Origin of the sequence: Peptoniphilus sp. KCTC 25270 (assembly GCF_021012875.1) — a bacterium.
Lineage (GTDB): Bacteria > Bacillota > Clostridia > Tissierellales > Peptoniphilaceae > JAJMZJ01.
Genome location: NZ_JAJMZJ010000005.1, coordinates 24,034 through 46,768, shown reverse-complemented (window position 1 = coordinate 46,768; position 22,735 = coordinate 24,034). Strand labels below are relative to the sequence as shown.

Annotated in this window: 22 protein-coding genes; 4 read left to right on the top strand and 18 right to left on the bottom strand. The window is 37.9% G+C overall.

Going from position 1 to position 22,735, the window contains the following annotated elements; genetic code table 11:
* Positions 1 to 9 precede the first annotated feature (9 nt).
* The 13 genes from LQU94_RS07460 to LQU94_RS07400 form a co-directional block, all read right to left on the bottom strand.
* Positions 10 to 804 (bottom strand): electron transfer flavoprotein subunit beta/FixA family protein, encoded by a 795-nt coding sequence (locus tag LQU94_RS07460; protein ID WP_230697056.1) that lies wholly within the window; start codon positions 802 to 804, stop codon positions 10 to 12.
* 29 nt (positions 805 to 833) lie between these two features.
* Positions 834 to 1,970: an acyl-CoA dehydrogenase family protein gene (locus LQU94_RS07455; RefSeq protein ID WP_230697055.1), complete on the bottom strand. Its 1,137-nt coding sequence runs from the start codon at positions 1,968 to 1,970 to the stop codon at positions 834 to 836.
* Between the two features lie 44 nt (positions 1,971 to 2,014).
* Positions 2,015 to 3,577, bottom strand: coding sequence for an acyl CoA:acetate/3-ketoacid CoA transferase (locus tag LQU94_RS07450; RefSeq protein ID WP_230697054.1), 1,563 nt, complete (start codon positions 3,575 to 3,577; stop codon positions 2,015 to 2,017).
* A 235-nt stretch (positions 3,578 to 3,812) separates the two neighbouring features.
* A complete protein-coding gene (locus tag LQU94_RS07445) occupies positions 3,813 to 4,997 on the bottom strand; it encodes a pyridoxal phosphate-dependent aminotransferase (protein WP_230697053.1) in 1,185 nt (394 codons plus the stop codon).
* A gap of 42 nt (positions 4,998 to 5,039) precedes the next feature.
* Complete coding sequence (brnQ, locus tag LQU94_RS07440; RefSeq protein WP_230697052.1) at positions 5,040 to 6,368, bottom strand: branched-chain amino acid transport system II carrier protein; 1,329 nt, start codon at positions 6,366 to 6,368, stop codon at positions 5,040 to 5,042.
* A 37-nt stretch (positions 6,369 to 6,405) separates the two neighbouring features.
* Positions 6,406 to 7,398 carry a 2-hydroxyacid dehydrogenase gene (locus LQU94_RS07435; protein WP_230697051.1) on the bottom strand — a complete coding sequence of 331 codons (993 nt, stop codon included), beginning with the start codon at positions 7,396 to 7,398 and terminating at the stop codon, positions 6,406 to 6,408.
* Between the two features lie 147 nt (positions 7,399 to 7,545).
* On the bottom strand, positions 7,546 to 8,661 hold the full coding sequence (locus LQU94_RS07430; RefSeq protein ID WP_230697050.1) for a 2-hydroxyacyl-CoA dehydratase subunit D: 1,116 nt from the start codon (positions 8,659 to 8,661) through the stop codon (positions 7,546 to 7,548).
* Positions 8,658 to 9,893 carry a 2-hydroxyacyl-CoA dehydratase subunit D gene (locus tag LQU94_RS07425; protein ID WP_230697049.1) on the bottom strand — a complete coding sequence of 412 codons (1,236 nt, stop codon included), beginning with the start codon at positions 9,891 to 9,893 and terminating at the stop codon, positions 8,658 to 8,660. Before LQU94_RS07425 ends, LQU94_RS07430 begins: the two co-directional genes overlap by 4 nt.
* Before the next feature lie 17 nt (positions 9,894 to 9,910).
* Complete coding sequence (locus LQU94_RS07420) at positions 9,911 to 10,699, bottom strand: acyl-CoA dehydratase activase (protein ID WP_255702434.1); 789 nt, start codon at positions 10,697 to 10,699, stop codon at positions 9,911 to 9,913.
* Between the two features lie 38 nt (positions 10,700 to 10,737).
* Entirely contained in the window at positions 10,738 to 11,979 is a 1,242-nt protein-coding gene (locus LQU94_RS07415) for a CaiB/BaiF CoA-transferase family protein (RefSeq protein ID WP_230697048.1), read from the bottom strand.
* Positions 11,980 to 12,142: 163 nt separating this feature from the next.
* Positions 12,143 to 12,838, bottom strand: coding sequence for a GntR family transcriptional regulator (locus LQU94_RS08135; RefSeq protein WP_230697047.1), 696 nt, complete (start codon positions 12,836 to 12,838; stop codon positions 12,143 to 12,145).
* A 158-nt stretch (positions 12,839 to 12,996) separates the two neighbouring features.
* Positions 12,997 to 13,839: a YjjW family glycine radical enzyme activase gene (locus LQU94_RS07405; protein WP_230697046.1), complete on the bottom strand. Its 843-nt coding sequence runs from the start codon at positions 13,837 to 13,839 to the stop codon at positions 12,997 to 12,999.
* Between the two features lie 3 nt (positions 13,840 to 13,842).
* Positions 13,843 to 15,378 carry a YjjI family glycine radical enzyme gene (locus LQU94_RS07400; RefSeq protein ID WP_230697045.1) on the bottom strand — a complete coding sequence of 512 codons (1,536 nt, stop codon included), beginning with the start codon at positions 15,376 to 15,378 and terminating at the stop codon, positions 13,843 to 13,845.
* 104 nt (positions 15,379 to 15,482) lie between these two features.
* Here LQU94_RS07400 and LQU94_RS07395 point away from each other — a divergent pair, with 104 nt between their 5' ends.
* Positions 15,483 to 16,151: a Crp/Fnr family transcriptional regulator gene (locus tag LQU94_RS07395; RefSeq protein WP_230697044.1), complete on the top strand. Its 669-nt coding sequence runs from the start codon at positions 15,483 to 15,485 to the stop codon at positions 16,149 to 16,151.
* A gap of 32 nt (positions 16,152 to 16,183) precedes the next feature.
* Here LQU94_RS07395 and LQU94_RS07390 read toward each other — a convergent pair whose 3' ends face one another.
* The 4 genes from LQU94_RS07390 to proC form a co-directional block, all read right to left on the bottom strand.
* Positions 16,184 to 17,371, bottom strand: coding sequence for a hypothetical protein (locus LQU94_RS07390; RefSeq protein WP_230697043.1), 1,188 nt, complete (start codon positions 17,369 to 17,371; stop codon positions 16,184 to 16,186).
* Between the two features lie 127 nt (positions 17,372 to 17,498).
* On the bottom strand, positions 17,499 to 18,866 hold the full coding sequence (locus LQU94_RS07385) for an MATE family efflux transporter (RefSeq protein WP_230697042.1): 1,368 nt from the start codon (positions 18,864 to 18,866) through the stop codon (positions 17,499 to 17,501).
* A 26-nt stretch (positions 18,867 to 18,892) separates the two neighbouring features.
* Entirely contained in the window at positions 18,893 to 19,465 is a 573-nt protein-coding gene (locus tag LQU94_RS07380) for a DJ-1 family glyoxalase III (protein ID WP_230697041.1), read from the bottom strand.
* 37 nt (positions 19,466 to 19,502) lie between these two features.
* Positions 19,503 to 20,276: a pyrroline-5-carboxylate reductase gene (gene proC / locus LQU94_RS07375; RefSeq protein WP_230697040.1), complete on the bottom strand. Its 774-nt coding sequence runs from the start codon at positions 20,274 to 20,276 to the stop codon at positions 19,503 to 19,505.
* A gap of 98 nt (positions 20,277 to 20,374) precedes the next feature.
* Here proC and LQU94_RS07370 point away from each other — a divergent pair, with 98 nt between their 5' ends.
* Genes LQU94_RS07370 through LQU94_RS07360 form a run of 3 tightly spaced genes read left to right on the top strand, consistent with a single transcriptional unit; the run spans position 20,375 to position 22,525 of the window.
* Positions 20,375 to 20,935 (top strand): chromate transporter, encoded by a 561-nt coding sequence (locus LQU94_RS07370; RefSeq protein ID WP_230697039.1) that lies wholly within the window; start codon positions 20,375 to 20,377, stop codon positions 20,933 to 20,935.
* The gene (locus LQU94_RS07365; RefSeq protein ID WP_230697038.1) at positions 20,932 to 21,951 is read left to right on the top strand and encodes a PTS transporter subunit IIC; all 1,020 of its coding nucleotides are present in this window, start codon (positions 20,932 to 20,934) and stop codon (positions 21,949 to 21,951) included. Before LQU94_RS07370 ends, LQU94_RS07365 begins: the two co-directional genes overlap by 4 nt.
* 16 nt (positions 21,952 to 21,967) lie before the next feature.
* The gene (locus LQU94_RS07360) at positions 21,968 to 22,525 is read left to right on the top strand and encodes a chromate transporter (RefSeq protein ID WP_230697037.1); all 558 of its coding nucleotides are present in this window, start codon (positions 21,968 to 21,970) and stop codon (positions 22,523 to 22,525) included.
* Positions 22,526 to 22,583: 58 nt separating this feature from the next.
* Here the strand turns inward: LQU94_RS07360 and LQU94_RS07355 are convergent, their stop codons facing one another.
* Positions 22,584 to 22,730, bottom strand: coding sequence for a hypothetical protein (locus LQU94_RS07355; protein WP_230697036.1), 147 nt, complete (start codon positions 22,728 to 22,730; stop codon positions 22,584 to 22,586).
* Positions 22,731 to 22,735: the final 5 nt, after the last annotated feature.

The window sequence follows — 22,735 nt, the reverse complement described above, 5'->3', positions numbered from 1 at the left end:
TCCCTCCTATTAGATAAAGTATTTCTCTTTTAACTTCGCTAAAATAGCTTCTGCTGCTTCATCTGCTGTAACATCTTTCAAAAGAGTTCCTTCACCTTTACCTGCTTTAGGGAAAGATCTTCTTACTTTTGTTGGAGAACCTTTCAAACCGATATTGTCCATATCTAGGTTGTCTTTAACGTCTTCCAATCCCCATACAGTAATGTCTTTTTTGTAAGCATCATAGATTCCACGGATTGTCATGAATCTTGTTTCTGCTGCTTCTGCTAATGTTGTGATCAAAATAGGAAGATCTGCATCCAAAATATGGTAACGGTCTTCGAATTGACGTTTTACAGTTATAACATTTCCATTTAATGCTACATCTTCAGCATAAGAAATTTGAGGAATGTCTAAGTGTTTTGCAATTTGTGGTCCAACTTGTGCAGTATCTCCGTCGATAGCTTGACGACCAGCAATGATTAAATCGTAATCGATGTTTTTGATTGCTGCTGTAATGGTACAAGATGTTGCCCATGTATCGGCTCCACCAAATGCTCTATCTGATAATAAAATCGCTTCGTCAGCGCCCATTGCCAATGCTTCACGTAAAGCAACTTCTGCTTGTGGTGGTCCCATGGAAAGAACGATAACTTTTCTATTGTCAGGATCTTCATCTTTTAAACGTAAAGCCACTTCCAAACCTGCTAAATCGTCAGGGTTGATAATGCTTGGAACGCCTTCACGGATCAATGTGTTTGTTTTTGGATCCAATCTTACTTCGTTTGTATCAGGTACTTGTTTTATACATACCACAATATTCATACTATATCCTCCTATATCTTAAACGACTCTTATTTCAAAAGGTTGCCGGCAATAACCATTTGTTGTACTTGGCTTGTACCTTCGTAAATGGTTGTAATACGTGCATCACGATACAATCTTTCCACTTTGTACTCTTTAATAAATCCGTATCCACCGTGGATTTGAACAGCTTTTGCACAGATTTCGTTACAAGCTTCAGATGCAAAATATTTTGCCATAGATGCCATTTTAGAAGCATCTTTTCCTTCGTCTTTTAATTTTGCCGCTTGATATGTCAATAGTCTAGCAGCTTCTAATTTTGTAGCCATGTCTGCTAACATAAATTGGATACCTTGGAATTTTGCAATAGGCATACCAAATTGTTTTCTTTCTTTCGCAAATTTTGTTGCTTCTTCCAAAGCAGCAGCAGCGATACCGATAGATTGTGCCGCAATACCGATACGTCCAGTATCCAATGTTTGCATTGCGTTAATGAATCCACGGCCTTCTTTGCCCAATAGGCAATCTTTTGGTACACGTACGTTTTCCAATACGATATCAGATGTAGGACATCCGATGATACCCATTTTTTCTTCTGGTTTACCGAAGCTTACGCCTTCGCTCTTCATATCTACGATGAAAGCAGAAATTCCCTTTGTACCTTTTGTCACATCGGTTTTTGCGTAAATGATTGCGTAGTCAGAAATAGGAGCGGCAGTGATGAAAGTCTTTCTACCGTTTAATACATATTCGTCGCCATCTAATACAGCTGTTGTTTTCATACCACCTGCATCAGAACCTGCGCCTGGTTCTGTTAAACCGAAGCAGATAATTTTTTCACCCAATGCCATAGGTTTTACATATTTTTCTTTTTGTTCAGGAGTTCCTGATAAAAGAATTGGTGCGCCAGACAATGAGTTAGGGCTGGAAATAAATACACCAGCTACTGCAGAAACCTTACAAATTTCTTCCATAACGATTACGTAAGAAATGTGGTCTCCGCCGCCTCCACCGTACTCAACAGGAGTTTTGATTCCAAAGAATCCGGCTTTCGCCATTTTCGCTACCACTTCAAATGGCAATTGACCTGTTTCTTCTGTGATTTCTAACACTTCGTCCGTTAACTCTCTCTCAGCAAAGTTTCTGGCTAGAGCACGTACCAATTCATGTTCTCTACTAAATTCCATATTTTCCTCCTTTAATTTAACAACAATATTTTTTCCCTTTCGGGTTAAAACGCTTTTCGCAACTCCATGGGTTCAATATTAAAAATCCTTGGGTCCATCGTTTTCAAATCTTTTGATACTTTGATCGGAAATTCCATTTGGTCTTTTATATCTCTATCAATGTCTATGCCTGGAGCAATTTCAATCAGTTCCAATCCATCTTCTGTAGGGCGGAATACACATCGCTCCGTAATAAAAATACAATTTTGACCTCTTTGGACACCGTATCTCGAATTGTAACAGATGGTCTCGATTTCCTTTACAAACTTCTTCCGTTTGCCCTCTTGTACAATGACAAGATTTCCGTTCTCGATTTTGATTTTCAACCCGCCCGATGTCATCGTTCCACAAAATACCATTTGCTTTGTCGATTGAGAAATGTCTATGAATCCACCTACACCTGCAATACTTGGTCCAAATTTATTCACATTTACATCTCCGTAAGGGTCAACTTCAGCAAAGCCTAGGAAAGATATATCCAATCCTCCCCCGTTATAGTAATCAAAAATTTGGCTCATCGACATAGTAGCCCAAGCATTTACAGCTGCGCCAAAATGCTTCCCGCCTAGAGGAATTCCACCAATGATTCCACTTTCTACTGTAAGAACCAAATGTTGAATCATTCCTTCTTCATCTGCTACCAGAGCAATGTTTTCAGGGATTCCAAACCCAAGGTTAACCACCGTGTCTCTTTTGATCTCAAAAGCAGCTCTTCTGGCGATGATTTTTCTTTCATCTAAAACCAAAGGAACTTTTTTACTTGTGATATCTGTATGATTGTAACCAGACAGTATAGGACTATAGAGTTCGCCGGGGGTTTGGCGATGGTACTCCTGCGCGTCTTCTGTTACATAGAAGCCATCTACAAATATTCCTGGAACTTTTACATTGGGTCTGTCAATAGAGCTATCTTTGACATAATACTTGACCTGAGCAATTACTTTCCCGCCAGAGGCTTTTGTTGCCATGGCGACTTCCAAAGCATCGGCAAAGGAAGCTTCCTCCTCCATCGTCAAATTCCCATGTTCATCTACCGTTGTTCCACGAATAATACCGATATCAATATTTGGGGCTTTATAAAGTAGATATTCCTCTCCTTGAATATCTACCAATTCCACCAAATCATCTTTCGTAACGGAATTCATCTTTCCACCAGAATAACGAGGGTCTACAAAAGTATGTAATCCGATCTTGGAGAATTCTCCGATTTTTCCCTCAATCTTCGCTTGATACATTTTACATAGCATTCCTATTGGTAAATTGTGAGATTCTATGGCGTTTCGATTCACCAACTCTACACTTCTCTTACTTCTAGTGTAATGGCCACATATGTATTTGGAAACCAATCCTTCTCGTTCCATGAGTTCAAAAACACCTTGGTCCGCATTGTTCCCACAACCGGATGCGTGCATCACAGTAAGGTTTTTCGGACTCCCTGTTTTTTCAAATTTCTCTTTCATTGCTATAACGATTTCCCTTGCGAAGGCAGTGAGTAGAAAACCAGAAAAAGCAACCGTATCTCCATCTTTAATCCATTCAGCTGCTTCTTGCACAGTAAGTTTCTTCATACTTCCTCCTTTAAAGGTTTGGCAATGTTTTCCTTTTCTCGAAATAAAAAGGTTCCTCCATATTGAGAAAATTTTACCAAATTAAGGAAGGGAATATCCCTTCTTGTATACAAGTATACTACAATGACTTCCAAGTATCAACGGTTTTCGCGAGATTTTCAGAATTTATCGAGGGTTTTTTGAAAAAAAAGAGTTATGAAACCCTTAGAGTTTAAGGGTTTCATAACCTTGGGTCTTATTTGTATTCTTCCATAATCTTAGCAAATAGTGGCAGTGATTTTTCGCATTTTTCTGTTTCAACACAGTAAGAAAGTCTTACAAAGCGTTCTGCGCCAAATCCTGCTCCTGGTACGATTAACATATCGTGTTCTTTTGCTTTTTCAGAGAATTTTGCAGAGTCTCCGTCTGGAGCTTCGATAAATAGATAGAAGGCTCCGGCTGGTTTTGCTACATTGTAACCCAATTCTTTTAATCCGTCGAACAATAAGTCGCGGTTTTTCTTGTAAACTGTTACATCTGGTTCAACGTCTACGCAACGTTCAATTACAAATTGCATTAGAGTTGGAGCACATACATAACCTAAGGCTCTTGCTGCACCAGCTACCCCTGCCATTAACAATTCGTCATCTACTTCGTTTGGTACCAATACATATCCAATACGTTCTCCTGGTAAGGATAGGGATTTTGACCAAGAATAGTTGATTACAGTATTTTTGTAATGGTTTGGCATATAAGCTACTTCTACATCATCCATTAAAACCAATTCTCTATATGGTTCATCCATGATTAGATAGATAGCATGACCGTATTCTTCTTCTTTTTCTTTTAACAATTCTGCTAGGGCCATCATTTCTTCTTTTGTATAGATAACGCCGGCTGGGTTGTTAGGAGAGTTTACGATCATTGCTTTTGTATTTTCTGTGATCGCGTTGCGGATTCCTTCGATATTCAATTGCATATTGTCTTGTGGTTCTACCATTACTTGTTTTCCACCTTGTTCTTTAATGAATACAGTGTACTCTGGGAAGAATGGTGCCAATACTACGATTTCATCTTTTTCATCAGCGATTAACGCTTTTAATGTAATGCTTAAAGAAGCAGCGGCTCCACAAGTCATCAATAGATTGTCTTTTGTATAGTTTGTTCCAAATCTTTTGTTTAAGTTGTTGGCAATGGCTTCACGACATCCGTCATGTCCTGCTCCTGAGCTGTAGCTATGGTATTCTACTGGGCTCATGTTTTGAACGATATCTAAAATCGCTTCTTGTACTTCTTTTGGAGCTGGAACGGATGGATTTCCTAATGAAAAGTCCAATACGTTTTCTTTTCCTACAACTTTTGCACGTTCTGCACCAAAAGCTGCCAATTCACGGATAACAGATTTCGCTGTTCCTAAATTTACCATTGTTTGATTAATCATTTATAATTCTCCTTTTAGTTCGTTTTTGGTTGTTGCGTTTTTTTATTCTACTGGATCGTTGATGGTTTTTCCAATTCCTGTTACCATGCTAATTACTGTAAAGATAATCGCACATACTACAGATGGAATTACCCATTCAAATCCTAAATTTCCTAATGGTAAAGAATATGTCCAATCTGCCCATGATTGAAGAGCAGCTCCACCTCTCATTGCTGAGAATAAGTTGATGGCTTGAACGATACCAATGGCAAATGCTCCTACTACCGCTCCTGTGTAAGTCATGTTGTATTTGATTTTCTTATCAAAGATTGAGAAGAAGATCAACGCGATGATTACTGGGTAGATAGCAGAAAGAATTGGTACGGCAATGGCGATCAATCCTTCTACACCGATCAATGATAAAGCAAAAGCGATACCAGTTGCTACAAATACTACCAATTTATAAGAAATTTTTCCGTTTGTGATACCGTCAAAGAAGTTACCACAAGTTGAAGTTAAACCTACAGAAGTAGTCAAACAAGCTAAAGCTACACCAACAGCCATGGCTACTTTACCTACGCTACCTAATAACATTTCTACCATACCGATTAACAATACAGTTCTGTCTGTATCAGGAGTGAAGCTTGCACTTACTGTTGCACCGGCGTAAGTTAAACCACCGTATACGAATGCCAATAGTATAAAGGCTACAATACCGGTTTGGATACTGGCTTTTAACTGAATGTCTCTGTCTTTATAACCACGACGAATTAAGTCGGTTGCTACGATACCTGCCATTAATGGAGCTCCTAAGGCGTCCATTGTTTGGTAACCTTCTTTGAAACTCATTGCGAATAAGTTTTCTGTTGTAGTAGGAATGGCTGCTCCTGGTGGATTTACAATGGCTACTACTACTACAAATGTTAAAATAACAAGCAATGCTGGAGTAAGGAATTTACCGATATAGTCGATAACTTTTCCAGGATTCAATGCTAAGTATAGAGTCAACCCAAAGAATACAATAGATGTAACCCAAGATGGTACAGCTGGGAACAATTGTTGTACAAAGATTTCGTGAGTGGTTGCCCCTGTTCTTGGTACAGCGAAGAATGGCCCAATGGTTAAAATCGCAATAACACCTACAAGTTTTGAGAAAGCAGGGCTTACGCGTTTTCCAAGGTCATCGGCTCTACCACCTAGAGTAGCCGTTACAATTACACCAAGAATGGGAAGTACAGGGTCAGATACTAAGAATCCTACCATGGCTGTGAACCAACGGTCACCAGCTAAGACTCCTAAGTATGGGGGGAAGATTAAGTTACCAGCGCCAAAGAAGATGGCGAATAATGCGAAACCGCAGATAATTATATCTTTTCTATTTATCGTTTGCATAGTCTTTCCTCCGTTATCTATTTTTAGATAAACAAAATTACAATCCGTTTACAATGTTAATCGGTCTTTCTCCGTTAATTACTCTTTCCATATTGTCATAAGACCATTGGCTCATTCTTTGGAATGCGTCATCGGTAGTTCCTGCAATGTGTGGAGTAATACAGAAGTGAGCTTTTCCTACTTCGTTCAATTGGAACAATGGATGATCTTCTGCTGGCGGTTCTGGAGAAATTACATCAATAGCTGCGTAAATTCTTCCTTCGTTTAATGCGTCCGCTAAATCTTGATTGTTTACGATTTCCCCACGGGCAACATTTACTACAATCGCACCTTGTTTCATCTTGTCGATGGTTTCTTTACGTACCATATCTCTTGTTTCATCCAATACAGGTACATGGTAAGAAATAATGTCGCATTGTTCTAAAATTTCATCGTATGTTGCATAAGTTAAGTTGTTTTCTTTTTCATAAGCTTCGTCAGCACGGAATACATCGTAGTACATTACTTTTGGTCCAAATGGTTTTAGCAATTGTACAGCCGCTTTTCCGATGGCGCCAAGTCCTACTAAACCTACTACTCGAGATCCCATTTCCTTTTGGCCTTTTGCAGTAAACTCATTGTAGCTTTCTTTGAAACCTTCTGCACCATTTGCTTTGATTTTTGCGTCTGCTTCAGGGATTCTACGTAAAGACAATAACATATGAGTCACAGCAAGTTCTGCTACGGCTTGTGCGTTAACGGCACGGTTATTACATACAAAAATTCCTTTTTTCTTTGTAGATTCTAAGTCGATTTTGTCGAATCCTACACCAAGAGATTGAATCAATTTACATTTTTCCAATTTTTCAATTACTTCTGGACGGAAATGATCAACAGGTCCACAGTGAATAATATCTGCGTCTTTTACTTGTTCAATCAATTCTTCATCAGAACAAGGATAATTTATGTATTGATAATCCCATTCTGCTGGTCTTTCTACACCAAATTTTTCAACGTAGTTTTTGTTACAAGTACTTCTAATCTTTACCATTTTCTCCTCCTCAATACAATTCCTCTACTTACTACCTTTTCAAAAACCTTTTCCTTCTTAAAAGCAAGACATTCCCTATACATTAGGGAGAGGAAGAAAGGTCTTGTGACCTTTCTTTCTTCCTTGCTCCACTTTAGGATTTGACTTTTATAGCATATCAGCAAATGTTTCTAACGCTGTTCTTGCTTGTTCGAAATTGCTCATTTGTTGGTCAATTTCAATCATAATGTTTTTGATTCCCGCTTCGTTTAATTCGTTACGGATAATTGGGAAGTCAAATTCTTCTGATTCACTAAATTTAGTTAAAAGATAAATTACGCCATCGGCCTCTTTGTCTTTTACTTTTTCAGTGATGATTTTTCCTCTTAGTTTCTTTTCATCGAATAGGAAAGTATTTCCTTCAATGTTAGCAAAAAGTTCTGCTAGTGCACGTACAGGATCTGCTGTTCCTTCTTCTACTAAGCAGTCGTATTGTCCAGATTCAGAGATTACATTGTCATCAACAATAGCTAAGTTGAAGTTTTCGAAAATCTTCAAAATGTCTTCGCTATTTAATAAGATGCTAGTTGTAACTACTTTTTTGCCTTTGAATTCTTCTTCTGGCATATTGCGTAATTCTTCGTTGATTTTTTTCATGATTTCCAAATGTTCTTCTTTATCATAAACAAATGCACTGTAGAATACTTTTGCTCTTACTGTTGGTGTAACTGTATTTAAGTGTTTTGCAGCCAATTCATTAAATTCTGTCATAGCTTTTCTATGTTCGTTGAATAGACGAATGGATGCTTCAATTTTTTCGTTATCCAAAGTATTTCCAGAAATTTCTTCTAATTGTTCCACTAATTTGTGGTATTGTTTTGCATTAAAATCAATTCCTGCTTCGATTTTACGGTTTTGTCCGTAACCGATGTATAACATTGGAACGTCTTTAATGGCACGTTTCCAGTTTTGGCTTAGACCTTTTAACCCATCACTTAAGTTTGTAATAAGCATACCAGACAATTTGTTTAATTTGCCTTCTAATCCTAAGTCCATTGTACGTAGAACGATGGATGCGTAGAATGCTGGGAAATATTCTTTAGCTAATGTTACTTCTCCATCAGCGCCCCAAATTCCTACTGGTACCATACCGGCTGCATGGATCAATTCTTGTGGTGCTAGCATTGGTGCCCAGCCGATTACTTTTTTGCCTTCTTCTGTATAACGATCAATTTGTTTGAAAGGACATACTTCCAATTGACTTAAAATATTGTCTAAACTCATTTTTGTGCCTCCTCCGCTTGTTTCTTTGCTCTGTTGGCAGCCATAACTTCGATCAAACCTTGTACTCTTGTATCATATTGTGCTTCAGAGAAGTTTCTTGGATCGGCTTGGTCACCGTCAAAGGTTGCGGTTGGAATGCCTGTGATTTCACGGAAGTCACGTTCCATTTCGTACATAATTGCACTCCATTGTTTACAACTTCTATTTACGTGAATTAACATACCATCAATGTTGTTTTCTTTTGCTACTTTTAGACGCATATCCAAAGCTCTTTCATAAGAAATCGCATTTGGAGTACCACAGTACGCTTGCATCAATTCGTTGGTATTTCCATAAATGTATCCGAATGCATCGGCATATACTGTACCACATACGTTTACGCCATTGTCTTTCAAGCCTTTGAAAGTGTGACGTAAATGTGGCCAACAAGCGATACCTTCGAAGATAATACGGTACTCTTCATCGCCTTTGAATGTAGAGTTTCCGTTTTGCACGTTTTCTTCAAATTCTTCTGCCAATTGTTCAAAAGCCAAGGCAGATTCTAATTTACCACGAGCACATACAGCTACTGCCATATGGTTGAATACATCAAATCCACTAAATGGAGATGGAGTGTATTTCGCATATCCTGTTGCTTTCAACCATGCTCTACCTGTTCTTTGAGAAATTTCCATAACTTCTTCAAAGCGTTTTTCATCCCATTTTTTGCCAGTCAATTCTTCCAATTGTTTGATGGCATGGTCAAATTGGCCTTTCAAATAAGCTACGCGATCTTCTCCCGCTTCGTAGTCGTTGTTGTAAGGTACGTCAATCATAATGAATGGAATATCCAATTCTTTGGCGATGTTTTCATACCATTTGATCATACAGTTACAGATGTTGTTACAGCAAGCTACGAAATCTGGTTGTGGCATGTTTAGCTCTGGTGCATCTTTTACATCCATATAAGCCAAGCTGATACGAGCGTAAGCACAGATGTCGTTGGAATATCCATTTTCTTCTGCAACATTACACATTCTTTCCCCGCCACCTTTTGCCGCAATTGCTGCCGCTTGGTTTTCTGGGAATACCACTTTAATATCCATGGTTTCAAAAATTTCTTGTGGGAAGTTGGAAGCACACCAACCAACTTTTTCGCCTTTTTCTTTGGCTTCCCATGCTGCTTTGTAGTGTTCAGCTACGATTTTGTTTAACAACTTACCAGCTGGCACTCTTTCGTTTGCTTCAGTCATTCTAAACCTCTCTCCTTTCACTGTTTCTGATATTCATCAAAGGCATATAATGCTGCCCCAATGGCGCCGGCCATTTGTGAATCTTCGGAAACAAGAATCTCTGTATCCAACTCGTCGCTTAAGGCGCGAACAATCCCGCTATTTTTTGTAACGCCACCTGTCATGGCAACAGGTTTTGTTAATCCGCCACGTTTGGCAAGTCCTGCCACACGTGTAGCTACAGAATAGTGGATGCCTCGAATGATATTTGGAATAGGAATATTTTGAGCCATTCTTGAGATAACTTCAGATTCAGCAAATACGGTACAAGTAGAACTAATCGACGTTTTTTCTGTCGCCTCTTTGTCCATCTCTCCCATATCTTCCAATTCTACATCCAATACCTTCGCCATAACTTCTAAGAAACGTCCTGTACCAGCAGCACATTTATCGTTCATTAAAAAGTTAGAAAGCATTCCGCTTTTATCGATTTTCAAAATCTTAATATCCTGTCCACCGATATCAATAATTGTTCCAATCTTTCCAAAAATATGAACACCACCACGAGCATGACAACTTAATTCACTCATGGTCTTATCTGCTTCTTTGTAGGAGTTTCTTCCGTATCCTGTAGATACAATTACAGCAATATCATCTAGAACCAAGTGAGCTTTTTCCAAAGAAATATCAATAACTCTTTGAACTCCCTTTGTTCCGGCTCCTAGATTTACGACTTCCTTTGCAAGAATTTCTTCTCCATTTTTCATAATGACACATTTGGAAGAAGTCGATCCAATGTCAATTCCTAATGTATAAATATCTTTCATTTTCCCATCCTTCAAATTTGTACAAGAAAAATTTTATTTTATTTTTCGTCTTCCCATACAAACAATGTTTTATCTTCTAACATTCCATTAATTTCTTCATCAGAGTAGCCAAGCTCTTTTAATACTTCCACTCCATGTTCCCCAATGTATGGTCCTCTGTTGTATTCTGTTGGTCCCATTTCTTGGTATTTTACTGGTTGCTTAACCAAAATTCTTTCTCCCTTAGGATAGTCCATTTTGTAGAAGCAATCATTTGCCCAAGCTTGTTCATCTTCCAACAATTCTTCCCAGTTTTGAGCCAATGCAAATGGAATATCATCTGCTACAAGAATTTCTTCCCATTCTTTTGCTGTTTTTGTGCCAAAAGTAGCCATAATATCATCGTATAATTTTGGTCCCAATTCGTTCTTTTGAAGATTTTGTACTGGGAAATATTTTTCATCTTCTACAATTTCTTCTAAGCCGATGGTTGCAGCAAATTTTTTGAAATATGTGTTGTAATCAGGCATACAAGTTTGGATGAAACGCTCATCTTTTGTTAACCAGCAGTTCAACAATGGGTTGTTTGCTTCACGAGCAGAAATAGGATATTGAGAGCCATAATCTGGATATTGAGCCGCTTGAACCATCATACCCATTGTGAAAATAGCAGATTCGAATAAGCTAGTTTCTACCTTTTCGCCTTCCCCAGTCATTTTTGCATGATACAAAGCAGCTAAGATACCAGCAGCTAAGTTCATACCAACACTGTGGTCACCAACACCTGGAACAACGTTCATTGGAACTTCGCCTTTTTGACGTAAAGTTTCCAAATAAGTACCACGAGCAAAATATGCTGTAAAGTCAAATCCTGGAAGATCTTTATCTGGACCATATTCACCGTATCCAGTAATGATACCGTAAACTAAACTTGGATATTTTTCTTTTAATGTTTCATAATCCAAACCAGCTCTTTCCAAAGCTCCAACTCTCCAGTTGGTAATCAATACGTCTGCATCTTCTAACAATTTGAAGAAAGCTTCTTTCCCTTTTTCGGTTTTCATGTTAATAGAAAGACATCTCTTGTTAGCGTTTTCTAACTCCCAAGTAGTGTTTTCATGCATGTCCAAAGGTCTACCTTCTGTTGGAGCTGTGTAACGCAATGGATCCCCTTTGGCACCCTCAATTTTAATTACATCGGCCCCTAAGTCTGCCAAAAATCTCCCTGTTGTTGCAGCAGCGATAAACGTTGCTAATTCAACAACTTTTACACCCTCTAAAGGTTTTTTTCTAGCTGTCATAAACGATTCCTCCTTAAAAATATAAAACAACCTACGCTCTTTTATAAAATGGCGTATTGCGAACTTTTTTGAAACTACAACCCAAATTGTATATTGTCTTTTTTGATTACGTTTTCCCCTTAGAAAAAATTTTTAAGGCCCTTTGGGACTGTAGCTAGGGACTCTATGATTTTTTTCTAGAATTCCTATTGTAATTTCCTTGTTTGAAATACTCTGCATATTCACTGTCTACGGTTATCAAATCATTGATCGTATCAATATGAACCTGCATAGCACTCATGGCGTGTTCTTTGTCATCACGCTTAATTGCATTTAGGATTTCACCATGCTCGTCAACCAAACGAGAAATACGATATCCTAATTTTACATAAACATTTCTCCAACGACTAATATGTAGTAAGTGGCCATCCAATAAATCCAAAACCCCCTCATCTCCCATGCTGGATAAGATGATATTGTGAAATTCTTCATCTAGGTCTTTGAATTCTTTCGTATAATCTTCTTCACTGTAGTAATTTGCTTGTCTTGCCAAATTATCTTGTAGTCTCTCAATGGTTTCTTCTTTGTTTTCCGAATCCAAAAAGCGGCCCAAAAGTTCTTTTTCCAAAGAAATACGAATAAGCAAAGCTTTTCTTACGTAATCTAAGTCGATAAGATTCACATACGTTCCTCTCTGAGGATACACAGTAAGAAGGTTGTATTGCGACAAACGAATAAAGGCCGAGCGTACAACGGATCGAGAAACGTTGTATTGACTGCATATTTCATTTTCACTAATACGCTTCCCTGGTTCCAAATCGATTCTTATGATTCGATCCAGTAAATCCTCATATAAATCCTCTGCACTATACTTCTCCACTTTCCTCGTCTCCTTCTTGTATACTAGTCTACTACATAGTTAATTTTTTTGCAATAAGTTTTCAAGTTTTTTTCACAATACAAAGTATACCAAAAAACAGCTTATTTTCTCTATTTTTTCCAATAAAAAACACCCTGCTCATCCAGGGCGTTTCTTTTTTAGATTAATATGACCTCTTCAAATCCTAGTTCTTTAGCAAAATGATAGTATTCTTCCATTTCTTCTTTCCTTGGAGCGGATAAATTTCGGAATTCTTCTCGCACACCAAAATGACGATATTGAATGATTTTAATGGAAATATCTTCTATATTTCCCCACTTTTTAATCACTTTGGCTGCTTCTTCTATGGTTTTTTTGTTGTCCAAGTGAGAGAGACAAACGCAACGAATTTCTTCGAGCTTTCCTATTTTTGTAAAATAAGCCAAATTCTTTTTTACCATTTCATTGGACTTCCCTGTAAGTTCTCTGTGTTCTTCTTCATCCCAGGCCTTAATATCCAACATAAACCCATCAGTGGAGTTCACAAAATCTTGAAATCTTTCTTCTTCAAAATCCAATCCTCCATTGGTATCTGTTAGGACGGTTAAATCCAATTTTTTCACTTCTTTATAGAATTCTGTCAAAAATTCATATTGTAAAGTGCATTCTCCTCCACTGGTAGAAATCCCTTCAATAAAAGGGATACTCTTTTCCACTTCCTTTGCCAATTCTTGTGGCGTGTAAGTATAAATTTTTGGGGAAGCGTTGTAAGGACATGCACCCAAACAACGGTCACAATCTACACATTTCTCTTTATCCCAATGAACGCGTCCTTCTCTTTTTTCTAGAGCCCCTGTTGGACAAACCTCTATGCATTTTCCACAGTGAATACAATGGTTGATTGTTTCTGGATTGTGGCAATATTTGCAATTAAAGTTACACCCTTGAAAAAAGATAGCGGTCCGGTTTCCCGGACCATCTACTACACTCATTGGTATAACTTTATTGACGTAGCCAATCATCCATTATACCTCTTCTACTTTTCGTTCTAAGATGCCGTATTTTGTCAATGGATCCAAAGCGTATTGTACTGTATCGTAGCTTACTTGTTCCCCACGACCAAAGGCTTCTACATCGCTTTTCTTAACCAAATATCCCGTTACGCGAATTAAATCTCCGTCGTCATTATAAGAAGACAAGTAGCGGTTGTTCAATTGGAAGGCACCTTTGAAAATATCAACAACGGCTTTTGGATTTCTCTTTGCGGTTTCATCAAATGGGAAGTGATCCCCTACTCCAGATGGGAAGTAAGGTTGGAACGATGCCGTTTGACGCAAATGTGTGTATAAATCTGGTTCGCTACCGATTTGAATTCTATGAGCTGCTGTTGTTCCTGTATCTCCTGCCGCCCCTACTTGTGCATGCAACATAAATTTATGGCCCCATACAGGAGAATATTTTGAAGTGTGTTCTCCTACCAATTCTTGTACGGCATCCATAACTTTTTGCCCCATTGCATTGGCCTCTTCGTCACGACCAAATACTGCCTTGCTTTGGTTGTAGCCCAATAGAGTTTGAACGCATTCATGCAATCCTACAATTCCAAATAGACCGACAAAATTTTCCAAAGAAACCAAATCTTCTTCTACTAAGAAACTGCTTTTGAAAAAAGAGGTTTCCTTTACCAAAAAGTCAATTTTATGTTCCATAAAATCCGTCAAAGTATGAACGGCTTTTGGCAATACATTTTGGAAGAAATCTTCTTCTGTTTCTGCACCCTCTGCCACTTTGTTTAGACGTAAGCGAGACAAGGTGAAGGCTCCTCCATGAATTGGCAAGGCGTTATAACAAGAAGCAATGCCATAAGGCGTTTCTCCAAAGTCTTCCGAATACATTTTGTGGTTCGCAAAGGCTGGATTTGCACAGGTTAAGGAAGCCGATACTGCTTTTTCTGCAAAATCATCAGGCGTAATTTCTGGATGGTACAAAAGCGTTAAATTGGGAGTGGCATTTTGCAATTCACTTACCAATTCCAAAATCAATTCTCCTGTTTTGGTTGCCTTTGGCCCGATATTGGCATGACAAAAACTATCGTCTACAGTACGGTCCAATTGCAATAGGAAATTTCTTAAAATATGTCGAGCCATTTCTGGTTCTTCTTTTTCTACAAATGGCTCCAATAAAGTATCCAAAGAACCAATATATACAGGGAAGCGAGTTACACTAGGAACGTGATGATACAAAATCAATAAATTGGTGGTTGCATCCATTAAATTTTCTGCTGGTTCCATACGCAAAAATTTGCTTCCCTCTTTTAAGTATTTTTCGTAATCTGGCAAAATATATCGAGGAGCATAAGGAGCATGGCCTTCGTCCAAATCACAAATTTGGCCGCTATCATACAAATTATAAAAATCATGATCCTTTGCCACAGGATAAGGCATAGAATTTTCCGCAATCTTCGCCAAACGGGACGTTTGTTGTCCGTAGGTTTGAGACGTGTCGTTGATTAACTGAGCCACTTCTTTTTGTACATCTTCTATAGTATAAAAACGATCCATAATCTGCTCCTTTGCATAGGTTTTCATTCTTGTTCTTTTCTTAGTTTTAGTATAGTATAGAGAAAATAGAAAAAATAGGCCAAATGGCAGAAAGAGGGAAAAATATGGGTCCATTTACGGATTTTTATGCCGTCAAAGAAAAAATTATACAATTCTCTGAAAAAAATTCTCTTCCGATTCAATCCTTTGGACCAAACAAACAAATTATGGAACAAGAATTGCAATGGGATGGTGTTCTCGTTTTGTTGGAAGGGCAAGTGGAAATTTTACAATGGGATGAGGAAGGAAAGAAAAACATTGCCTCTTATTTAGAGGGCCTTCAATTTTTAGGGCTTATTGAATTTTTAACTGGTCAAAAGGAGCTTCTCTCCACGGTTCGTTCCACTACAAGGGGAAATTTTGTTTTTTTAACGGGGCGAGTCTTAAATGATTTTCTATCGGACCCCGAATTTTCTTCCTATTTGTTGTATTATTTGGCCGAATTAAACCGGAGCAATATGTCTCAGCGTTCTAAAGAGCGATTGTTAAGCAAAAAAGAACGTTTAATGGATTTTTTCCTAGAAGCTAGTTTTGAGAAAAAACTTCCTTTTACCATTCATCAAAAGAAACAAGATTTGTCTGATTTGTTCCAAATTCCTCCACGAACTCTATATCGCTATTTGAAAGAGATGGAGGAAAAAGGATGGATTTTCAGAAAGGGAAACCATATTCTTATTGGAAAAAAAGAGCGGAATTTATTAGAAAAAGCTAGAAATATTTCTGCAAAAAAATAACACCGATGGGAAAACCCAACAGTGTTTTTTTCTTATTTTACAGCGCCTAATTTATCTCTATCTCTTAGACGTTTGTAGCCAATAAACCACAATGGTAAGATGTTGAAGATCCAGCTCCAAATACCTAAGTATTTATAAGCTGTTTGAACTACCCACATCAATCCCAAAGTAGAAATTAAGTAACAAACAACCAAGCATCCAACAGAAATAATGGTTTTTTTCAACAATACGTTGTCCATATTTTTCAATACATATGGTTCAACACGAGCAATCATACCGAAAATCAAACCTACAGCTGTAGTAATCAAAGCTAAGAATAGCAAGATTGGATACAATACTTCTAAAGCAGGAATATCCAATTGATTTACAACGGCAATCGTTGGAAGAGCACGAGTCGCTTCGTCTAAGTAGATTCCTGGCATTTGAGAGAAAATCAACAAAGCAATACCAATTAACATGATTACGTTCATGAAATAACCAATGATAATAGCCCCTTGTGCTTCCTTCTTATACAAACCACCTTTGAAAGAAGCTACAATACCGCCAACAGCTCCAATTTGGAAACCGGCGTAAGTCAATGCCCATAATAAAGCATTTCCAACACTACCTTGTACGGTTTCTGTTGTATTTTCAATACTCCATTTTGCCGCTTGAGGATTTACATATCTTTCAGAGAACAAACGAACGATGTCTGGCCAGAATTTAATTAAACCGGCAACGATTACAATAGAAATAATACCAATAATAGCAGCAGACATAATCATGGCGTTTTTACGTACTACGGACTCTCCAAAAATACAAATTAAAGTAATAATTACTAGCATAATAAAAGATCCTAGTAGTACAGGCAATCCTAAGTATTGATTTACCAATAGTCCACCTGTCGCTAACGTTGCAGCAGAAGCAGCAATGGTAACGATAATAACGCTTATTTCCATACCCGGAGAAAAGATTTTTGAATATTTACCAAAAGCTTCTTTTGTCCATTCATTATAGCTAAATTTTCCTGTTTGTCGAGCGGTTTCCATACCTACGTAATATGTAAGAGCAATTACAAGGAATGTTAACAATGGGAACAATACTCCGAACCAACCATGATTGGCAAAATATTGCAACTCCTGTGTTCCTGAGGCAAAACCTGCGCCACAGTGGGTAGAAAACCAAACGGTTGCTACACCTAAGCTTATCGGTGTCAAATAACTATTTTTCGACTTATCCATAATAAATCCTCCTAAATAGATTTACACAATTGCTAATGATTTAACAATTAATGTATACAAATATTTTACACAAAAAAACTCCAAAAAACAATAGCATTTATCGATTTTTTGAAGCTTTTTTAATTCTTTAATTTTCAATAATATTTTCTGATCTAGACAATTCATCTGGGCGCCATCTTCCCCATTTGAAATAGATAACCGATAGCACAAATGACACAACCCAAGAGATGGGATAACTAAAATAAATAATGTCTATGGAATTATACATTGGCATGGCTACGAAAATCCAAATCAATCGGACAACTAGCATACCGGCCAAGGAAATAATCATAACCGGCAATGATTTTCCGCTTCCACGAATAAATCCTCCTAAGGTTTCTCCAATACTTACCAATACATAGGTTGGACTTAAAATAAGGAGCATTCTCTCACCGTAACGGATTACTTCTGGATCTCCATTAAAAATAGACATAAGCTGAATTCGGAATACGGCAATGATTAAAGAGATTAAAATCATAAAGCTACTTACCATAATCATACTGGTTAGAACGCCTTTTTTTAATCGTTCTACTTTTCCCATTCCTATATTTTGTCCTGAGAAGGTTGTTGCTGCGATCCCAAAGGCGGACAAGGCTGTAAATACAAAACCATCAATTCGTCCTGCCGCGGCAAATCCTGCAATGGCTGCTGCTCCAAACAAGTTGATTTGAGCTTGAATAATAACATTGGAAAAGGAGATTAAAGCCGATTGAACCCCGGCGGGCAATCCAATTCCAAAAATTTTCATAAGAATATCTTTGTGGAACTTTATCTTCTTCACATTGAGTCGATAAATATCCGTTGTCTTTGATAAACTCAAAATAATTAAAACCCCAGATACAGCTTGGGCCAAAGCGGTAGCAATCGCAGCTCCTTCTGCTCCCATTCCCCAAACGGCAACAAAAAGCAAGTCCAATAGGATGTTTAATACAGCAGATACAACTAGGAAATAAAAAGGACGGATGCTATCTCCTACCGATCGAAGAACGCCAGATCCCATATTGTACACCATTACTGGAATAATTCCTATAAAGGTGATTCGCATATAATTAATGGCCTGTGGCAAAATTTCTGGTGGAGTTTTCATCCAAGTTAAAAACAAGGGCGTAAGTATATAGGTAAATACCGTTAATCCCAATCCACCATAAATAGCTAGGGCAAAGTTTGTGTGTACCGTTTGATACAATTCTATACGACGTCCTGCACTATAAAATTGAGCAACCAACACCGATACACCTGTAGACAGACCAATAAATAAAGCAATGATCATATTTACAATCGGTCCGGTGGCTCCAATGGCAGCCATATCTGCCTCTCCAGCAAAACGACCTACAATTAGCAAATCCACTGTATTATAAAATTGTTGCAAAAGGGCACTTAACAATAGGGGAATCGTAAAGGAAATAAGAGCTTTCCATATTATCCCTGATGTTAAATCTACATTTTCTCTCTTCATTCCATTATCGCCCCCTTTTTTCTATCTTATTTCTCTTTTTTTTCCATTAAAATAGAATACAAAGTTTCCTCTTTGATTTCTTCCGCTTTTTCTTCTCCCATTAATTTTTCAATCCAGAGAAAAGCAAATTCCATGGCAAAAGCCGGTCCCATTCCTGTTAAAATTTTTCCATTTTCAATAGAAGTGCGAGTTCCATCTGGTTTCGCCTTTAGATTTTCTTCAAATCCAGGATAACAGATGAATTTTCCATCTTCTAAATAACCGAGGGTATCTAAGACCAAAGGAGCGGCACAAATCGCCCCAATGTATAAATCTTTCTCTTTTGCTTCTCTTAAAATATCCAAAACCTCTGGGCTCTCTGCTAAATTGGTAGCTCCTGGGAGTCCTCCTGGCAAATACATTCCATCGTAATCTGAAGATTGGACTTCTCCTATTGTTTTATCTACTACAATCGTAACATTATGAGCCGATACAACTTCTTTTTCTTCCCTTATAGATATTGTATCTACTTCAATGCCTGCTCTTCGACAAAAATCCACCACCGTTAGTGCTTCAATATCTTCAAATCCTTCCGCAAAAAACACGGCCAAACGTTTCATAGAATCTACCTCCCTTTCAAAAGCTCTCTTGTAAAGCTTACCCGATTTCCTTGTTTTTATCTACGGTTCCAATGATGGATTCCATAAAGGCACCACGAACCCCTTTTTCTTCCAATACCCGAACCCCTTCAATGGTTGTTCCACCTGGAGAGGTAACCTGATCTTTTAATACCCCTGGTTGCAATCCTTCTTCCAAAAGAAGAGTACAGGTTCCGATGATTGTATTGGCTATGGTTTCGTAACTATCTTGTCGTTTCATTCCCTCATGAACCGCTCCGTCACTTAATCCTTCTATCATCATAGCCACAAAAGCAGGAAGAGAACCTGAAACCGCACTAAATACATTCATTTCTGTTTCTTGGATTTCTTTAATTTCTCCCGTATATTGCATGATTTCTCTAAATTGCATTCTTTGACTATCAGTAACTTCTTCATTGGCCGTATAAACTGTAACCCCTTTTCCTACGGCTACAGGAGTGTTTGGCATAATCCGTAAAATTCCAAAATCTCCCAATGTTTCCTGTATCCAATCCAAAGATTTTCCTACCGCCATACTAACAATCAAAGGATTGCCTAAAGAAGAGCGTACTTCATCCATGACTTCTTCCAATTGATAGGGTTTTACAGCAAAAAATAAGATTTCGGCTTCTTCTGCCACTTTTTTATTGTCGTTATATAAAGTAATAAATTCATTTAATTCTTTTTCTTTTTCAGGGTGTCTAGTAGAGGCAACCACTGAATAGCCCCCTTTTACAAAAGCCTTTGCAAAAGAGCGTCCCATATTTCCTAAACCAATTATTCCTATTTTCATAAAATTTCTCACTCCCTTCTGATTATCCTATCATACCTACTACCCTTGTACAAGGTGAGCCAATCAAGTATACTATAGGTTAGGAAAAGGGGGAAAATGTGAAAAAATCAATATCTTTGTTAGAAATTTTTTGGACATTTCTAAAAATCAATACCTTTACATTTGGTGGAGGATTTACTATTATTGCCATGATTCGAGATGAGTTTGTAACGAAAAAACAATCTATCGATGATGAAGAAATGTTAGATTTGGCTTCCTTGGCCCAGTCGGGTCCTGGAGCAATGGCTATTTCTACTTCTCTTTTAACAGGATATAAACTTCGCGGACCCATTGGTGGTTTTGTGGCCATGTTTGCCTCCATTCTTCCGTGTTTGGTTATTATTTCCATCGTCAGTGTATATTACAGCAAATTTCGTAGCAATTTTTATATAAGTAACGCTTTGGTTGGAATCAGTGGTGTCATTTCAGCTGTCCTTCTGGTTACGGTTTTTCAGCTAGGAAAAGTCTCTTTGGAAAAAAATCCTATTTTTTCTGCACTTTTGATGATTTTTTCTTTTTTAGCGGGGTATTTCACCCATTTGAATACAGGGTTTATTGTTTTGATTCTAGGAATTTTAGGAATCGTTAGTCATTCGTTACATAAGGAGAAAACAGAATGAAAGCTTTTTTAGAAAGAAAAAACATTCATGTGTCAGCAAAGACTTATTTTATTGACGCATTGGGAGCCATGGCCTACGGTCTTTTTGCTTCCCTTTTGGTAGGAACCATTCTAAATACCATTGGCCAACAATTAGGAATCGCCTATTTGACTGATGTTGTTTGGCCCATTACCCAACAAGCCACAGGAGCAGCCATTGCCGTTTCCATTGCCTACGCCTTACAAGCGCCACAATTGGTACTCTTTGCCTCTGCCGTTGTCGGTGTAGGAGCTTATGAACTGGGAGGCCCCATTGGCGTCTATATTGCTACGATTTTTGCCACAGAACTAGGGAAGGTCGTTAGTAAAGAAACCAAAATTGATATTGTTATTACTCCCGTTGTAACCGTTCTTGTTGGGATGACCATTTCTACTTTTATCGGTCCATATATTCAAATGTTAATGACCTCCATTGGGGAACTCATTATGATTTCTACCAATCAGCAACCTTTGATTATGGGAGCTTTGGTTTCTACCATTGTAGGAATTGCTTTAACTCTACCAATTTCCAGTGCTGCTATTTGTATGATGTTGTCTCTTTCTGGAATTGCTGGAGGAGCCGCCACCATAGGCTGTTGTGCCCAAATGGTTGGTTTCGCTGTTATTTCCTTCAAAGACAACGGAATTCAAGGACTCGTTGCCCAAGGTTTGGGAACGAGTATGTTACAAATGCCAAACATTGTTCGCAATCCAAAAATTTGGATTCCCCCTACTTTAGCTTCTTTTTTACTAGGCCCTTTGGCAACAGTACTCTACAAAATGGAAAACACCCCTTTAGGATCTGGTATGGGAACTTCTGGTTTGGTGGGACAAATTGGTACTTTTAACGCCATGGTAGGAAAAATTCCTACGGGACAATTGGTTTTCCAAATTGTTTTATTGCAAATTGTATTGCCGGCTATTTTATCTTACGCCATTTATTTCGTAATGCATAAGAAACATTGGATTAAAGACGGAGATATGAAACTCTCTAGCTAATTAGAAAGGATGACCTATGCTCCTTTTACTCTATTTTGAATTCTTAAAAATAGGAATTCTAGCTTTTGGAGGGGGATACGCCGTATTGCCTCTCATTCAACAATTTATCGTGGAAGAAAGAGGATGGATTACCATGACGGAATTTACCGATCTGGTTTCTATTTCTCAAATGACGCCTGGACCAATTTTTATTAATTCCGCTACTTTTGTGGGATCAAGAGTTGCTGGTGTTCCTGGATCCATTGTAGCAACGATCGGATCGGTAACTCCTCAATGTATTTTAATGATGATTCTTGGTTATTTTCTTTTTACAAAAAACAAAAAATTTCCTCTTTTGGATAAAATCCTCAGTGGAATTCGTCCAGGAATCGTTGGCCTTATATTGATTGCTTCTTTGTCCATGCTTCAAAATTCCGTATTTTATGGGGTATTTTCTCTCCATTCCATAAATCCTATCGCAGCTATTTGTTTTATTATTGGAATTCTTGGTTATGGAAGCAAAAAAATAAACCTCATTCCCTTAGTAGGACTTGGAGGTCTATTGGGAATTCTCCTTGCTGTTTTCCTTCCGTAAAAAGAACCGTCACAATTTGTGGCGGTTTTTTCATAAATAAAAAAAGAGCCTTCTAAATTTAGAAGGTTCTTTTGTATTTTTTTATGGATTTTCGGTTTTTATTCCAACGAACGAATCCTGTGGAAACGAGAAGGAATAACAAAAATTTTCCAATTAAAGCCACTACATAGGCGTATAGGGCAAATAGGGAAACAAAATATTTCATGTAAA

Coding starts and splice junctions, on each gene's coding strand:
- LQU94_RS07460 (WP_230697056.1), bottom strand. CDS start 804: ATGAATATTGTGGTATGTATAAAACAAGTACCTGATACAAACGAAGTA.
- LQU94_RS07455 (WP_230697055.1), bottom strand. CDS start 1,970: ATGGAATTTAGTAGAGAACATGAATTGGTACGTGCTCTAGCCAGAAAC.
- LQU94_RS07450 (WP_230697054.1), bottom strand. CDS start 3,577: ATGAAGAAACTTACTGTGCAAGAAGCAGCTGAATGGATTAAAGATGGA.
- LQU94_RS07445 (WP_230697053.1), bottom strand. CDS start 4,997: ATGATTAATCAAACAATGGTAAATTTAGGAACAGCGAAATCTGTTATC.
- brnQ (WP_230697052.1), bottom strand. CDS start 6,368: ATGCAAACGATAAATAGAAAAGATATAATTATCTGCGGTTTCGCATTA.
- LQU94_RS07435 (WP_230697051.1), bottom strand. CDS start 7,398: ATGGTAAAGATTAGAAGTACTTGTAACAAAAACTACGTTGAAAAATTT.
- LQU94_RS07430 (WP_230697050.1), bottom strand. CDS start 8,661: ATGAGTTTAGACAATATTTTAAGTCAATTGGAAGTATGTCCTTTCAAA.
- LQU94_RS07425 (WP_230697049.1), bottom strand. CDS start 9,893: ATGACTGAAGCAAACGAAAGAGTGCCAGCTGGTAAGTTGTTAAACAAA.
- LQU94_RS07420 (WP_255702434.1), bottom strand. CDS start 10,699: ATGAAAGATATTTATACATTAGGAATTGACATTGGATCGACTTCTTCC.
- LQU94_RS07415 (WP_230697048.1), bottom strand. CDS start 11,979: ATGACAGCTAGAAAAAAACCTTTAGAGGGTGTAAAAGTTGTTGAATTA.
- LQU94_RS07405 (WP_230697046.1), bottom strand. CDS start 13,839: ATGATTGGCTACGTCAATAAAGTTATACCAATGAGTGTAGTAGATGGT.
- LQU94_RS07400 (WP_230697045.1), bottom strand. CDS start 15,378: ATGGATCGTTTTTATACTATAGAAGATGTACAAAAAGAAGTGGCTCAG.
- LQU94_RS07395 (WP_230697044.1), top strand. CDS start 15,483: ATGGGTCCATTTACGGATTTTTATGCCGTCAAAGAAAAAATTATACAA.
- LQU94_RS07390 (WP_230697043.1), bottom strand. CDS start 17,371: ATGGATAAGTCGAAAAATAGTTATTTGACACCGATAAGCTTAGGTGTA.
- LQU94_RS07385 (WP_230697042.1), bottom strand. CDS start 18,866: ATGAAGAGAGAAAATGTAGATTTAACATCAGGGATAATATGGAAAGCT.
- LQU94_RS07380 (WP_230697041.1), bottom strand. CDS start 19,465: ATGAAACGTTTGGCCGTGTTTTTTGCGGAAGGATTTGAAGATATTGAA.
- proC (WP_230697040.1), bottom strand. CDS start 20,276: ATGAAAATAGGAATAATTGGTTTAGGAAATATGGGACGCTCTTTTGCA.
- LQU94_RS07365 (WP_230697038.1), top strand. CDS start 20,932: ATGAAAGCTTTTTTAGAAAGAAAAAACATTCATGTGTCAGCAAAGACT.
- LQU94_RS07360 (WP_230697037.1), top strand. CDS start 21,968: ATGCTCCTTTTACTCTATTTTGAATTCTTAAAAATAGGAATTCTAGCT.
- LQU94_RS07355 (WP_230697036.1), bottom strand. CDS start 22,730: ATGAAATATTTTGTTTCCCTATTTGCCCTATACGCCTATGTAGTGGCT.